The sequence below is a fragment of the Enterococcus sp. DIV0755f genome, assembly GCF_051713725.1.
Lineage (GTDB): Bacteria > Bacillota > Bacilli > Lactobacillales > Enterococcaceae > Enterococcus_D > Enterococcus_D casseliflavus.
Genome location: NZ_JBIOQL010000001.1, coordinates 3,100,479 through 3,115,320 on the forward strand (window position 1 = coordinate 3,100,479; position 14,842 = coordinate 3,115,320).

12 protein-coding genes are annotated in these 14,842 nt (G+C 45.0%); all 12 read right to left on the reverse strand.

All coding sequences use genetic code 11. From position 1 onward, the window contains the following. Positions 1-182: 182 nt before the first annotated feature. The 12 genes from IGI73_RS14270 to IGI73_RS14325 all read right to left on the reverse strand — a co-directional run bounded on the left by IGI73_RS14270 (position 183) and on the right by IGI73_RS14325 (position 14,530). Complete coding sequence (locus IGI73_RS14270) at positions 183-1,568, reverse strand: APC family permease (RefSeq protein ID WP_081116932.1); 1,386 nt, start codon at positions 1,566-1,568, stop codon at positions 183-185. Between the two features lie 23 nt (positions 1,569-1,591). Continuing rightward, the gene (locus IGI73_RS14275) at positions 1,592-2,458 is read right to left on the reverse strand and encodes a GRP family sugar transporter (RefSeq protein WP_015510464.1); all 867 of its coding nucleotides are present in this window, start codon (positions 2,456-2,458) and stop codon (positions 1,592-1,594) included. Positions 2,459-2,573: 115 nt separating this feature from the next. Further along, positions 2,574-3,611, reverse strand: coding sequence for a two-component system sensor histidine kinase SapS (gene sapS, locus IGI73_RS14280; protein ID WP_010749047.1), 1,038 nt, complete (start codon positions 3,609-3,611; stop codon positions 2,574-2,576). Continuing rightward, positions 3,608-4,282 carry a two-component system response regulator SapR gene (gene sapR, locus IGI73_RS14285; RefSeq protein ID WP_005227794.1) on the reverse strand — a complete coding sequence of 225 codons (675 nt, stop codon included), beginning with the start codon at positions 4,280-4,282 and terminating at the stop codon, positions 3,608-3,610. The genes sapS and sapR overlap by 4 nt, the downstream gene beginning before the upstream one ends. A gap of 158 nt (positions 4,283-4,440) precedes the next feature. Then, positions 4,441-4,644, reverse strand: a complete 204-nt coding sequence (locus tag IGI73_RS14290; RefSeq protein WP_005227790.1) for a hypothetical protein — start codon at positions 4,642-4,644, stop codon at positions 4,441-4,443. A 19-nt stretch (positions 4,645-4,663) separates the two neighbouring features. Further along, positions 4,664-6,169, reverse strand: a complete 1,506-nt coding sequence (locus IGI73_RS14295) for a phosphomannomutase/phosphoglucomutase (RefSeq protein ID WP_118215363.1) — start codon at positions 6,167-6,169, stop codon at positions 4,664-4,666. A gap of 103 nt (positions 6,170-6,272) precedes the next feature. Next, complete coding sequence (locus tag IGI73_RS14300) at positions 6,273-6,767, reverse strand: methylated-DNA--[protein]-cysteine S-methyltransferase (RefSeq protein WP_428206803.1); 495 nt, start codon at positions 6,765-6,767, stop codon at positions 6,273-6,275. A gap of 201 nt (positions 6,768-6,968) precedes the next feature. After that, positions 6,969-8,891, reverse strand: a complete 1,923-nt coding sequence (locus IGI73_RS14305; protein ID WP_428206818.1) for an ABC transporter ATP-binding protein — start codon at positions 8,889-8,891, stop codon at positions 6,969-6,971. Further along, entirely contained in the window at positions 8,830-10,569 is a 1,740-nt protein-coding gene (locus IGI73_RS14310) for an ABC transporter ATP-binding protein (RefSeq protein WP_010749042.1), read from the reverse strand. The genes IGI73_RS14305 and IGI73_RS14310 overlap by 62 nt, the downstream gene beginning before the upstream one ends. Positions 10,570-10,758: 189 nt before the next feature. After that, positions 10,759-12,309, reverse strand: coding sequence for a PASTA domain-containing protein (locus tag IGI73_RS14315; protein ID WP_159160640.1), 1,551 nt, complete (start codon positions 12,307-12,309; stop codon positions 10,759-10,761). Next, positions 12,302-12,976, reverse strand: coding sequence for an ABC transporter ATP-binding protein (locus IGI73_RS14320; RefSeq protein WP_005227776.1), 675 nt, complete (start codon positions 12,974-12,976; stop codon positions 12,302-12,304). The genes IGI73_RS14315 and IGI73_RS14320 overlap by 8 nt, the downstream gene beginning before the upstream one ends. A gap of 12 nt (positions 12,977-12,988) precedes the next feature. Continuing rightward, positions 12,989-14,530 carry an FtsX-like permease family protein gene (locus IGI73_RS14325; RefSeq protein ID WP_208769942.1) on the reverse strand — a complete coding sequence of 514 codons (1,542 nt, stop codon included), beginning with the start codon at positions 14,528-14,530 and terminating at the stop codon, positions 12,989-12,991. Positions 14,531-14,842 lie beyond the last annotated feature (312 nt).

Genomic DNA, 14,842 nt, shown 5'->3' on the forward strand with positions numbered 1-14,842 from the left:
AAAAAAAGCAGAATCTTAGGGAACATTTGATAAAAAAGACTGTTGTTTCAATGATCGACTCAAGCAATCATCGGAATGTGAATGACAAAAGAAAATACCTCCCAAAGATTTCTTTGGGAGGCTTTGCTATAGTTAACAAAAAAAGACAAAGACCACATCTGGATCTTTGTCTTTTCGCTATCTTATTCGTCGATTTTCTCATTTAATTCGCTGTTACGATAGCCATATACAAAATAGATCGCGATTCCGATCACTAAGGAGATCCCAAAAACGATCCAGGTCGCCGTTTGCAGACGGGTCATCAAGAAGAGACAGCTGGCAACAGACAACAAAGGCAATAACGGTACCAGGGGTACTTTAAATTCACCTTTAGCAGGTGGCCCCATCATCTTCCGCAGCTTGATGATCCCTAAGGACATTAAGATCATATAAGACAATGCCGCAATGTTGGTCAATTCTGCCAAGATATTCAACGGGAAAGCTGCCGCAAAGAAGAAAGCAAAAACACCAGCGATGTAGGTCGCTTTCTTTGGTGTTTTATGCTTAGGATCGATGGCTTGCATGGCTTTTGGCAATAACCCATCTTTACTGATGGCATATAACAGACGCGCCAAAGAGTACATCATAGCGATCGTCACTGTTAATAAGGTCAAGATCGCCCCTACAGAAATGATTGATCCGACCACTCCATGACCGACATAACGCATCGCAAAAGCCACCGGATCATTGACTCCTAATTCAGCAAACGGCACGATTCCCGTCATGATCAGTGTGACAATGATATAAAGGACTGTTGCGATCGCAATGGACCCAATGATCCCCCGAGGGACATTTTTCTTTGCATCTTCAACTTCTTCCGCCGCCATTGCGACGGCATCAAAGCCAAGAAAAGCAAAGAAGACTAACGCTGCACCATTAAAGACGCCTGAAAAACCAAAGGGCATAAAGGGCTGCCAGTTGTCTGGTTCCACGAAAAAGGCACCAAAGACGATAAACAAGAGGATCACGCCGAATTTCACCCATACCATGGCATTATTCAAACGCAACGCTTTTTTCGCTTCTTGGCTGACCCATAAGGTTACAAAAATAATGACTAAACCAGCAATCAGATCAATGTAGGTCCCCTTGCTTGGATCATAACCGCCCGTCAAAGCGGTTGGTAAATGGATATCCGCACTGGCCAAGAAGCCTTGCACATAGCCTGACCAGCCAGATGCCACCGAAGAAACGGCCAATAAGAACTCGCAAATCAAAAACCAGCCTGCCAGCCACGCGGTAAATTCACCAAAAACGACATACAGATACGAATAGGCGCCCCCTAAAACAGGGATCCGAGAAGCAAATTCCGCAAAAGAAAGCCCTGATAACACAACAACGATACCAGCTACAACAAAGGAAAGAATCAATGCCGGTCCGGCATACTCAGCAGAAGCAGTCCCTGTAACAACAAAGATACCTGTGCCGATAATGGCGCCGATCCCCAACATAATCAAATCTTTTAACTTCAACTCTTTTTTTAAATTCGTCACACTTTCCCGTTGTATGACTTTTTTTCGAAATAAATCCATAACTCCTCCTCAAAAATATAAGTTTATGTTGCTTTCATATACCCCAGCAAAACACCACCGATAATCACCAGCAGACAACCAATCACCACATAACGCAGTTCTTTCTTGGTTTTCTTTTCGCCGAGAATAAAAATCCCGCCTAGCGTTGAAATGATGATCCCCATCTGCGACAATGAGAAGCCCACCGCGAGTCCAACTTGCTGAACCGTGATCAGCATGCAGACATTTCCGATGCCCCATAACAACCCTGACAAAGTATTTTTCCCTACAAAACGGTCGACCTTCGTCTTCCTTAAAGCAAATAGGCTGGCACCGATCAGCATCCCGACACTTTGTGGCAAAATGATCGCCAAGGGGTCCAATCCTGCCCAAGTAATCAAAATCGTATAGGCGCCGTAACCGATCGTTGATGAGATCAATGCCCGAAATCCTTTAGGAAAATCAAGCATCTTGCTGCCAGCTTCTACCGGACTTTCGCCATCTTGACGAGCGGTCAGATACGCCCCGATCACCAACAAGATCAATGCGCTAACACCTAGTGCATAATCGCGGGTCTGTGTCCATTCTGCAAAAAACAATGCACCTGCGACTGTATTTAAAATCAGCTGCATGCCGGTTGAAAGCGGCAGTCCAACAGACACACCTAAATATTTCATGCCATGGAATTGACCGTTTTGACCGACGGACCAAAAAAGACCAGACAAAAGACCGATCAAAATCACCTTTCCATCAATCACTGGCATCGTCACAAAAAATACGACCAGCGAAAAGAAAAAGGCACCAATCGTCATTCCTAGCGTTTGCTGGTTCGCATCCCCGCCAAGTTTGGCACTTACTAAACCAATGCTGCCCCACGCAAACATTGGTACTAATGCAACGAGTATCTCCATTTCATTCATCCTTACCATTCAATTTTAAACACAGGCTTTAGTGTATCAGTGAAAACGTTCTAGGGACAAGTGATTTTTGTCAAAAAACACAAAAAGATACTCGAAAAAAAGCAGATTAGCGTTTTTCCTCATAATAACTCAACAACGGAAAGAACAGCGTCATGGTGGTTCCTTTTCCAACTGTCGACGAAGCCGTTAGCTCGATGCCTAATTCCTTCGCCAAACTTTTCGCTAAAAAGAGCCCCAATCCCGTCGAGTGGGTGTCCGTTTGGCGCCCATTTTCGCCCGTAAAGCCTTTATCAAAGATGCGCCGCATGTCTTCTTTAGGAATGCCAATCCCACTATCTTGCAAGTGGAGATAGGTCCCTTGGGCATCTTTTTCGATCCGAATCGTCAGCTGCCCATTTTGTGGTGTGTACTTCACGGCATTGCTGACCAGCTGTCGAAAGATAAAGCCGAGCCATTTTTCATCGGTCAACACTTGCTGATCCTCGCCTTCAACGGCATAGTGCAGGTTCTTTTGGATAAAATAATTGGCCTGACTGCGTAAAACTGGCTGGATGACGGCTTTCAATGAAATTTCTTGGACCAGATAATCTTTTGAAAAGCTGTCTAAGCGGGCGACGTATAAGACTTGCTCGACGTATTCGTTCATGCGGTTCAATTCATTTTCTAGTAAGATGAATTTTTCATCGGGAATATCAAATTCGATCGAATGCAAAAGCAATCGTGATGCAGCTAAAGGGACTTTGATCTCATGGACCCACGAATCGATGTATTCCTTTTGTTCTTCTTGATTGCTGACGACTTGCTGCATCAATTCTTGGTGCTCTCGGATCAACTGATTGATGTAGGATTCGATCCGTTCTTCTTCCGCCGAGCGTGCTCCTTGCAAGTAGTTTTGCAGCAAGCTGTCTCCAGGCTTGGGGGTGATTTTTTGCCAAAAACGCCGCTTAGATAAGTAGCTGACTGCTAAAAAGAACACCATCAAGACACTTTGCATCAAAAAGAGATAGCCGACTGTGCCCCAATCCATCGGGGAATGAGGAGTCAGCCAAAAAACTAAGACCGTCAACACGAAAAAGACTAGCCAACCGATAAACAGCAGCCAACGATCTTTCAAAAAACTGCGCAAAACTCGCCACTTTGTCATGGTACGATATACCCTTGACCAACCTTGGTCTCAATGTAGCCGTTCATCCCCGCTTGTTCGATTTTTCGTCGCAAACGATTGATATTGACCGTCAAGGTATTGTCGTCTACAAATCGCTCGTCATCCCATAAGGCCCGCAAGAGTTTTTCCCGACTTAAAATCTTGCCGTGATTTTTCATTAAAATATACAGCAGGCGGTATTCGTTTTTGCTAAGATCGATGCTTTCGCCATTGATATACATGCTGCTGTTGTCGATATTGAGGGTCAAACCGTTATGCACTAATGTTTCACTGCTACTTTCTACATAGTTGTAGGAACGGCGCAGCAGCGCATTGATTTTTGCAATCAGAACGTCGATCTCAAAAGGTTTTGTCACAAAATCGTCCGCTCCCATATTCATGGCCATGATCATATCCATATTGGTGTTGCGGCTAGAAATAAAAATGATTGGTACTTTGGAAGCTTCGCGGATTTTTTGACACCAATAGTAGCCATCAAAAACCGGCAAGTTGATATCCAGTAAAATCAGTTGGGGCTCTTGTTCTTCAAAGTCAGTCAACACTTGATGGAAATCCGTCGTGCCAAAGGTCTCAAACTGCCATTTTTCTAGTTCTTCGATAATCAGTTGGCGAATCACCGCTTCATCTTCTACTACCATTATTTTTGCCATATCCGTGAATTCCCTCACTTTGTGTAATTTTCTCCTCTTTACTTTATCAAATATCAAAAACGAATGCGAACATTAATCGCCGTTTTTAGCAAACCCTAAAAAACCTCGCCACTGACGGTAGAAGCCAGTGGCGAGGCAAAGCAAAAATGTCTATTGGGTTATTCGATGATCTCTACCGTCTCGATCAGTAATTTACCGATAAACAATAAGATTCCATCGAAAAAAAGCACACTCATGTTGACACCTAATAACATCGATAACCGTTCAACGACATCGATTTTTGGTCGTTTGTTCAAGTAACGAAACAAGAAAAAATTCACACCATACGTCACTGCCATGATCAGCAGCATCAAGATCACCATTTTAGTTCCCTGCTTTTCTTCAAATTTTTGGTTGCTGTGCTAAAAACTGTGTCAGTTTGCTTTGATCGATGGCTTCATACTGCGATAGGAAGCGACCGATCGCTTGAACGACTGCCGGTAGATGACCCGCTTCATCATTTTCGATCTGCAGCACCAGCAGTGGTTCGTGCAGGCTCATTCGCAGCAAGAACCAGCCTTGGCCATAGGGCGCTGTCAAGTTGATGCGAATGCCTTCCTCATTTTCTGGATCGATCTGCCAGCCTGGCAGCAAATGATCGGCTAAATCCGCGATCACTTGGCGACCATAGTCTTGATAGTCGGCTTGTTGGATCGCAAAGCGCAATTCTTGGGTCTCGGCGGGTTGTTGCAACGCCGCGATCAGCTCATCCAGTGTCGTGCCTTGCTGTTGCAATTGAGGCAGCATCATCAAGAGCTTGGCGATCACGTACGCCCCGTCATCTAAAAAGAAATTTTCTTTAAACGCGGCATGCCCGCTGGTTTCGATGGCTAACTGTGTGTCCAGTCCTGCTTCATTCAATTCGATCGCTTTGTTGATCACATTGCGGTAGCCAGAAATATAGCGTACTTGCTGCCCTCCCAGTGCTTCGATAAAGGTTTTTAAATGATTAGAGGTTGGCGAATTGGTGACGATACGCGTGCCAGGGTGTTCCGCTAAGATGATCTTGCTTAATACAGCGATCATATTGTTGCGGTTCAAGGGCTCACCGCTTTTGGTCACGACCGCCGAGCGGTCGACATCGGTATCGAAAATAATGCCTAAATCAGCTTGTTCCCGCAAGACGGCTTCGCGAATACTTGCCATTGCCTCTTTATTGTCTGGATTCGGGATATGATTGGGAAAATGCCCATCCGGTTCTAAAAATTGCGAGCCATTCGTATCTGCTCCCAGCGGCAGCAATACCTTTTCAGCAAAAAAGCCGCCGGCGCCATTGCCTGCATCAACAATGATCTTTAATCCAGCCAAAGGTTTTTCCTCATTGGTTCCCATCCCTTGGCGAATTTTTTGCAGTAGATCTTGGGCATAAGGCGTCAGCAAGTCTTTTTGCTGATAGCTTCCTTTTTCCGCTGCCTCATGAACGGTAGTATGGGTCAAAATATAGTGGATATCCGTTTTTTCGGCACCGCCTTGGCGGCTGAAAATTTTTATTCCATTAAAGTAATAAGGCAAATGACTCGCTGTCAGCATCACACCAGCATCACAGTCGAAATCCGCAAACTGTGTACTCATAAACATGGCAGGTGTCGTTGCCAAGCCGCAATCGATCACTGCCACGCCTTCTTGCTGCAGCTGTGCCATCAACACTTCTTGCAGTGCTTCGCCACTCAAGCGACTGTCACGACCGACTGCCACGCGAAAAGGACCGCTGCCCTTTGTTGCCAACCAGTTGCGCAAGCCCGAAGCAACTTGCCGAACCGCTTGCTCTGTCAGTGTCACCTGCTCTTTTTCTGTTGCGATCGCAATTCCTCGAATATCAGAACCATTTTGCAAATCAACGATGTTCATTTCCTCCACCCCTTCTTGTAACCGGAATCAATTTTATTATACCAGAGAAAAAAGGAAATGATATTGCTTTTTAGTATTTTTTACTATAAATAGTTTGCTTCCCTTACTCTTTAAACGGAATCCCTTCCAGTTGCAGTAGTCGGCGTTTGGTTGCTAAGCCGCCCCTGTACCCAGTCAAGCGACCGTTTTTTCCTAACACACGATGACAAGGAACCACGATCATCATCGGGTTACGCCCCACTGCATTTGCGACAGCGCGGACAGCAGTCGGTCGTTGAATGCGTAGCGCCAAGTCACTATACGTAGTGGTTTGCCCATAAGGAATTTGGGTCAGTGCTTGCCAAACGGTTTGTTGAAACGGTGTCCCGACAAGATCAAACGCAAAAGTAAATGTCACTGGTTCCCCTGCAAAATACGCTTGCAGCTGCGCTTCAATTACTGGATCAAGGTCAGCTGTACTACTGATTTCAGCCAATGGAAAGAACTTGAGTAATTCATGATGATCCTGCTGCCGACCAAAATAAACTAACCCTTTTTCCGATTGGACCACTTCATACCACTCATCATCTAAAACGATCTTTGCCAATGCTAGTTTCATGTTTTCACCTCATGGAATCCATTTTTCGCAGCACAACTGCTGACGTGCTGCCGCCGTTGTGCGGCTGTCTCAGTGACAGTATACCATTTTTTCGAGCTGCGCAAAAAAACCGACTGGCTTACTGCCAATCGGTCGTTGCAAACAAGGGAAAAATAGGTAGATCGCCAGTCGCTGCAGCTTCAATCCGTAGCCATGGCAGGATCAATCCAATTCGATTTTTCCAGTATAGAGCTGATAATAGGTGCCTTTTTCCGCCAATAGCGTTTCATGAGTCCCCCGCTCAATGATACGGCCATGATCCATCACCATGATGGCATCGGAGTTTTGGATCGTAGACAATCGATGGGCGATCACAAACACGGTCCGTCCAGACATCAAACGGTCCATCCCTGATTGGACGATCCGCTCTGTACGGGTATCGATGCTTGAGGTGGCTTCGTCTAAGATCATCACTGGCGGATCAGCGATCGCTGCCCGCGCAATTGCCAACAGCTGACGTTGCCCTTGGGAAAGCCCTTCGCCATCGCCCGTGATCACGGTGTCGTATTTTTCTGGCAAGTGGTTGATAAACATGTCGGCATTGGCTAATTTCGCAGCTGCCAGCACTTCTTCATCACTAGCATCCAGTTTTCCGAAGCGAATATTCTCGCGAATCGTTCCAGTAAACAAATGGGTGTCTTGCAACACGATCCCTAAGGAGCGGCGCAGGGATTCAAGATGGATTTTTTCAATATTGATGCCATCATAACGAATCTTCCCGTCTTGGATGTTGTAGAACCGATTGATCAAATTGGTGATCGTTGTCTTACCAGCACCTGTGGCACCAACAAAAGCAACTTTTTGCCCAGGCTCTGCATACAGATTGATATCATGTAAGACCAGTTGATTGTCGACATAGCCGAAATCAACATCTTCAAATCGCACGTCTCCCGTCACTTCCGTATAGGTAATGGTCCCATCCTCGTGGGGATGTTTCCACGCCCACGTGCCTGTTCGTTCTTTGGTTTCAACTAGCTGACCTTGCGACCATTTGGCATTGACCAGTGTGACGTAGCCATGATCGATTTCTGGCGTTTCATCTAATAGATGGAAGATCCGCTCGGCACCAGCTAACGCCATGATCACAAAGTTGATTTGTTGTGACACCTGGCTGATAGGACCATTTAATGAACGGCTCAGCTGCAAGAAAGAAGCGATCATCCCGACCGTTAGGCCAGAAACACCATTGATGGCAAACAGGCCCCCAATGATGGCGATCAAGACATATTGGACATTCAGTAAGTTCATCATGATCGGCATCAAGGTATTGGCATTGACATTGGCTTTAGTGGCACTTTCTTGTAGTTGGTCATTTAAGGCATCAAATTCTTCCATGACGATTTTTTCATGATTGAAGACCTTGACGACTTTTTGCCCGTGCATCATTTCTTCGATATACCCGTTGACAGCGCCTAAATCTCGTTGCTGTGCGCCAAAGAAGCGGCCGCTGCGGCGAGAAATGATGCGGATCACATTCAGCATCAAAATAATCGACAGCATCACGAACAAAGTCAATGGGACACTGATGGAGAACATGGCGATAAAGACAGAACAAAAGGTTACCGCCGCCATCATCAAGTTTGGAATACTTTGGGAGATCATTTGGCGCAACGTATCCGTATCGTTGGTAAAGTGACTCATGATGTCGCCATCTGAGCGGGCATCAAAGTAACCGACGGGTAGAGACTGCATATGCGTAAACATTTGGTCACGGATTTTTTTCTGCGTCCCCTCACTGATCTTGACCATCATAAAGTTATAGATCAGTGCGGCCAAGATCCCAATCAGGTAGATGATCGCCATTTGAACGATCGCCCGAAACAAACCGCCAAAATCAGGATTGGCTTGCCCTAAAAGCGGTGTGATATGATCGTCGATCACGACTTGTAAAAACAACGAACCGCGAACGTTGGCAAAGGCACTTAATAAGATCATAACAACGACGAATAGAAGTTGTCCTTTGTAGTCGCCAAACATCGTCCGCAATAAGCGTTTCAATGTGCGCTTGGGATTTGCTGCTTGTCTATTCTTCACCTTCACCAAATCCTTTCTGCTGCGAATGGTACACTTCTTGATAGATGGCATTGTTTGCCAATAATTCTTCATGGGTACCGATGCCGTTGATTTTGCCATCATCCATTACGATGATCCGATCGGCGTCTTCGATCGAATTGATCCGTTGGGAAATAATGATCGTCGTCGTTCCAGGGATTTCTCGTTTCAAGCCTTCACGAATACTGCGGTCGGTTTTGGTATCGACGGCACTGGTAGAATCATCGAGGATCAAGATTTTCGGTTTCTTCAACAAGGCACGAGCAATCGTCAACCGTTGTTTTTGTCCACCAGAAACATTGTTTCCTCCTTGTGAGATCTGCGTTTCATATTTATCAGGAAATTCTTGAATGAAGGGATCGGCTTGTGCGATCGTTGCCACGCGCTGGATCTCTTCATCCGACGCTTCTTCATTGCCCCAACGTAAATTGTCGTTGATGGTGCCGCTGAAAAGGACATTGTTTTGCAAGACCATACTTACTTGGTCCCGCAATGCTTCTAAATCATAGTCGCGAACATCATGACCGCCGACGATGACACGCCCTTCAATCACATCATATAAGCGCGGGATTAGCTGGACGAGGGTGGATTTTCCGCTCCCGGTCCCGCCAATGACTCCAATGACTTCCCCGGATTCGATACGCAGATTTGCATCCGTCAGCGCCAGCTTATTTTTGTCATTAGCGTAACTAAAGCCGACATTCTCAAAAACGATGGAGCCGTCTTTGATCTCTTTGACTGGATCGGCGGGATTTTTCAAGTCACTTTCTTCATCTAATACTTCTACGACCCGTTCGGCAGACGTTCGTGCGATCAAAATCTGCACGAAAGCCATCGACATCATCATCAAGCTCATCAAAATCTGCATCGTGTAGTTGAACATGCTGACTAACTCCCCAGTGGTCAGGCTGCTTTGTTCCACGATCAGCTGAGCACCAAACCATGACAGGAGCAGCATACACGTATAGACAGAAAATTGCATCAATGGCATGTTGAAAGAGACGATTCGTTGCGCAAGCGTGAAATTCCGATAAACATCGGTGGACACTTCGCCAAACAGTTCTTCTTGCTGTTCTTCCCGAACATACGATTTCACGACGCGAACCCCTTGTAAATTTTCTTGCACCACATTATTCAGGCGGTCATAAATGCGGAATACTTTTAGAAACAGCGGGTGGGCAAAACGTATAACTAAAGCCAGACCAATCGCTAAGATCGGTAAAACAACCAGATAGATCGTCATAAGTTCTGGACTGATGGTGCTAACCATTGCAAGTGAAAAAATCAGAACTAACGGACTACGGACCAGAATACGAATAATCATTTGGTAAGCATTTTGGACGTTGGTCACGTCAGTGGTCAAGCGGGTGATCAAACTGGAGGAAGAAAAGCGGTCAATGTTTGAAAAGGAAAAATCTTGGATTCGGCGAAACAGATTGTGCCGCAGGTTGCGGGCAAAACCAGCCGAAGCGATCGCTGCCGTTCGTCCGCCAAGCGTTCCTAAAAGTAATGCGATCAAGGAACATAAAAAAAGCAAGCCGCCATCTCTTAGAATCACACCGGCGTCTCCTTTTTCGATCCCTTGGTCGATCATCATGGCCATGATCAGGGGCATAATGACATCTAAGGCAACCTCTCCTGCTACATACACAGGGGTCAGCAAGCTATCCTTCTTATAGCTGCCAACATTCGCGAGTAATTTTTTTATCATTTGTTTCGTCCCTTCTATAGATGGCACTGCGGAGCCATTTTTTATCGTTACCATCAAGTTTACTTTATCGACCCAGCGATTTCAAGCGGCTCGCTTGTGTTTTTTTTACAATTAGTAAGTAAAAAGCACCCTTCCAAAAAGAAGGGTGCTTGCTTTTTTGATGCGGTTTGAAAATGCACTTAGTAAGGATTATTCGGTAGCGTTTGAACCAGCGGTACTGATCGGTTCATCGACATCGTCACCGCCATCATCTGCCGGCGGTGTTTGGGTACTGCCTTGCAGATTGCCGCGGCTGATCCCGATGGTGATCCACGTTTCTAGGGGAATAAACTCGCCGTAGCGGCTCATTTCAACAACGGTTCCTTTTGGTTCCGCCGAATCGACATAGTAGATTTCGTAATAGACGTTGGCGCCTTTTGATTTGTATTCATCAAAGAATAGTTTTGGCAAGTCGCCTTCCGTTGCTTGGAAACGGATGTCTTTTAAATATGGTCGGCCTAATGAGTAGACGACTTTGACGGTTGGCAAAGTATCGCTTTCGCTGTATTCTTTGCCTGCTTCTTCCGACTGGCTCAAGAAACTACCATACGCCACTTGATCGGAATAGACTGTGCTGACTTGCAGCGGGATTTTCGATTCTAGTCCTTGGGCTTCTTCGATCGTGTATTGTGAAAAATCTGGAACGGTCAATGCTTGGCCTTTTGAGACCTTCACCACAAATTCATCTTTTTTCGCGAGTTTACTGCCTTTGACTGGTTCTTGTGAAACCACCAGATCCAGGGCGACACTGTCAGAAAAGACGGTTTCTTCTTTGTATTTCAAGTCATTCTTTTTCGCCCATTCAGAAGCTTCACTCTTGGCTTTGCCCGTAAAATCAGGTACTTCAATATTCTTTTCAAAGACCTCTTTCCCTTTTGAATAATAGACACTCAAACGGTCTTTGCGTTTGTATTCCGCCAAATCAAGCTCTTTGTTGGCCGCCTCTTGTTTAATAAAGGCTTCTGCTGCTACGTTGTCGTCAAATTGTTCGATCAAAGAGAGGTTCTCGGCTTTATTGCTGGCGATCCATTCTTTTGCTTCGGTCACTTGCATCGCTGAAAAATCTGGCAGCTCTAAGCGTTCTTCAGGATCAGGCCCGAGACTCGCCGTCAGTGTCAATGTGGCACCCTTCTTGATCTTTTTGTCAGGATCAACACTTTGGTCAATCACTTGGTTGACGTCTTTGTCAAAATCATATTCTTGCTCCACTTTGATAGCGACGCCTTCTTCCATGCCCCACGTCCGCGCTTCTGACAGATCTTGGGCAGTGAAATCTGGCACCTTCACATGGGTCATTTGATAGTAGACGATCCCAATCACGGCAACCGCCAAGGCGGTCAGTAGGGAAATCAGCAAGATTTTTTTCTGCTTACGCTTTTTGTAGGTCGGATCAAATTCCGTTTCTTCTTTCCCAAACCGGCTGACTGGTTCCTTTGATGCTACCTTCTCCGTCGAAGAACTCGCCGCTTTTGCTTCAGTCGTCTGTGTTTGTTGACGGGCTGCCGAACGACTCAGTGGCTCACTAGCGGTCGACTCTTCTGATTGGTGAACCGTCGTCGGCTCTACTGGTTTGCCCGCTTGCTCTGCGCCACTTGCGTTTTGATCTCCGACAGGTTCGCTGGTTTTTTTCTCGCGATCGGGCGTGGGTTTCTTTTTGCCATCATAGTTGTCCGGGCTAAAATTTGATAAAAAATCACTCATGTTTACTCAACACACCTTTACGTAAATACAGGACTTCATCCGCTTGTTGAGCGATCTCGTTGGCGTGGGTCACGACGATCACACATTTGTTGTGGACGTGTGCCAGCTCTTTAAAGATATCGATGATTTCTTGTTCCATTTCTTCATCCAAATTCCCGGTTGGTTCGTCCGCTAAAATGATATCGACATTGGTGGCTAACGCCCGGGCGATCGCTACCCGTTGTTGTTCCCCGCCAGATAATTGATTGACGAGACGATCGGCTTTTTCTTTAGTGATGCCTATATAATCCAGCAAATTGTACGCCACTTCTCGTTGATTGTCTGGCAGCTGATTTTTCGTAATCGCCATCGGCACTAAGACATTTTCGACTGCACTCAAATAGGGAATCAGATTATAGCTTTGGAAAATGATACTGATGTCGTCGCGGCGATAATTCTCATGCCCGATTTTTTCGATATCGGTGCCTTCATAAAGTACTTGACCGCTTTTCGGACTATCCAACGCACTGATCAAGGACAAAAACGTCGTTTTTCCCGAACCAGATTGTCCTAAGATGGCATAGAAAGTCCCTTTTTCAAAAGAAACAGAGGTCTCTTTCAGTATATAGCGGCGCTGATCGCCGTCTTGGTAATAGTAATCGACTGCTTTCGTTTCTAATAAAGTCATCGTTGGTTCCTCCTACATCATGATTTTCTTTGGATTCAAGCGTAAAATATACAATAGCGGTAAAATCGCTGAGAGTAAGACAGTTCCTAGACCTAACAGCAGATACGTGATGATGTAGCCGGCTGAGAAGGATACTTGATAAGCATTTTTGATATCCATGTAATCAATATTAGCTGCCATCATACTGCCATAATAAACACCGCCCATCTCATTTTGATTGCTCATCCAATCGTTTTGCATCAAGGTATTTGAAACGGCACCACCTAATAAGTTCCCGGTCACTAAGGACAATAGCAATGCGGCTAAACTAACCAGCAAGACTTCAATCACGATCTGACCAATGACTTTCCCCCGACTTTCCCCCAAGGAAAGATAGATGCCTAATTCTTGTTTCCGATCTCGTAAGAAAAGCAAGACCACTAAGGAAATGATAAAGATGGTAGCGATCGATGCAATGATCACGATGTAATTTGCGATCACTCCTAAACGAGTAAAACCACCGGCGATCTGCTCGTATTGATCCGTATTGGCAACGACGCGGTAGTATTGGGGCAATAACGCACCAGCTTCTTGTTTAAAGGCTTCGACGTCATCCGTTGAATTTAGGACAAAGATCGGTTGATAAAAGTTATCTGCATCTTCATCGATTGTTTCACCCCAAACCTTCTCTGCTTGAATCTTAGTGTAATCGAGGACTAGATTATTACTAGCATAAAACGTATTGATTTGATCCATCACTTGCCATATCGTATCGGAGTTTTGACTACCACTTTGATCCGATGAATCATTTTGATTGCTCTGATCTTTTTTAACTACCGAAAAAATTCCAGCGATCGTCACAGGATAATCAAAGCTGGCACTGTTGCTGTCATCACTAGTTTCTTCTGTGCCATCGTTTTCTTCGTCATCCACGATCTCGCTTCCACCACCCATCATGATATCTGTCCGGATATCCCAAACCAACTGATCACCAACGCTCAAGTTATTCAGTTCAGCAACTTCTTTACTGATCAATACCGCATTCGTCAGTTCATTTAAATCTTTTTCCGTTAGGCCTTCGCCTTCATCGAGACGAATCAACCCTTCTTGCATATCTATTGGCTGTGTCAAATTGCCGCCTTTCAATGTGAAATATTGACCGCCCATCTGTATTGAACCATCTTCTGGTACATACGCTTTCAGTTCTTTCGTTTCTAAACTGCCCATCATTTGATAGTCATATTGTTTGACATAGCTTAACTGACCGATTTGCTTATAAACATCCAGCGCTGGTGGTTTCGGATAAAAATCCTCTCGAGACCGTTCTTCCTCCGAAACATCCGCATGGTCTTTATCAAAACCTTCCCAATCCATTTCCACCGTAGCTACGTTCCCCATTTTGCGTTTCGTCTCTCGCTCCACGTTGGCAGTGGATTGTTGAATTGCTACAGCACCAGCGATCACATTGCCTAGAATAAATAGAACTAAAAATAAAATAAATGATTTCCCTTTTCTTCTGGTGATACTTTTTAATGCACGCTGCCAAAAGTTCATTGTTTTTTCCTCCAGTGACATTATTTTTTAACAATTATTCCATACTTCTCCCTCAAGAACAATCGCAATAAAGGGGCGTTTTTCGAATTTTAAATATAAAAAAACGAGTACAAACGATATTTCCATTTAAAAACCCTTATAAAAGAACAAGAAAAAGATGTTAAATAACAAATAAAAGAATGGGGTTTTTGCTAACAGTTTTGTAAGATTTCCCGATTTCAACTTAAATTTTACTTGGATTCCATCAAAAATGCTTGGCGCTTTCGAGAGCATAAAAAAACGAAGGAATTCTCTCACTCTTTCCCAGCGAGAAAATCCTTCGTTTTGTATCAC

Coding starts and splice junctions, on each gene's coding strand:
- IGI73_RS14295 (WP_118215363.1), bottom strand. CDS start 6,169: ATGAACATCGTTGATTTGCAAAATGGTTCTGATATTCGAGGAATTGCG.
- IGI73_RS14325 (WP_208769942.1), bottom strand. CDS start 14,530: ATGTCACTGGAGGAAAAAACAATGAACTTTTGGCAGCGTGCATTAAAA.
- IGI73_RS14275 (WP_015510464.1), bottom strand. CDS start 2,458: ATGGAGATACTCGTTGCATTAGTACCAATGTTTGCGTGGGGCAGCATT.
- IGI73_RS14315 (WP_159160640.1), bottom strand. CDS start 12,309: ATGAGTGATTTTTTATCAAATTTTAGCCCGGACAACTATGATGGCAAA.
- sapS (WP_010749047.1), bottom strand. CDS start 3,611: ATGACAAAGTGGCGAGTTTTGCGCAGTTTTTTGAAAGATCGTTGGCTG.
- sapR (WP_005227794.1), bottom strand. CDS start 4,282: ATGGCAAAAATAATGGTAGTAGAAGATGAAGCGGTGATTCGCCAACTG.
- IGI73_RS14300 (WP_428206803.1), bottom strand. CDS start 6,767: ATGAAACTAGCATTGGCAAAGATCGTTTTAGATGATGAGTGGTATGAA.
- IGI73_RS14305 (WP_428206818.1), bottom strand. CDS start 8,891: ATGCCATCTATCAAGAAGTGTACCATTCGCAGCAGAAAGGATTTGGTG.
- IGI73_RS14320 (WP_005227776.1), bottom strand. CDS start 12,976: ATGACTTTATTAGAAACGAAAGCAGTCGATTACTATTACCAAGACGGC.
- IGI73_RS14290 (WP_005227790.1), bottom strand. CDS start 4,644: ATGGTGATCTTGATGCTGCTGATCATGGCAGTGACGTATGGTGTGAAT.
- IGI73_RS14310 (WP_010749042.1), bottom strand. CDS start 10,569: ATGATAAAAAAATTACTCGCGAATGTTGGCAGCTATAAGAAGGATAGC.
- IGI73_RS14270 (WP_081116932.1), bottom strand. CDS start 1,568: ATGGATTTATTTCGAAAAAAAGTCATACAACGGGAAAGTGTGACGAAT.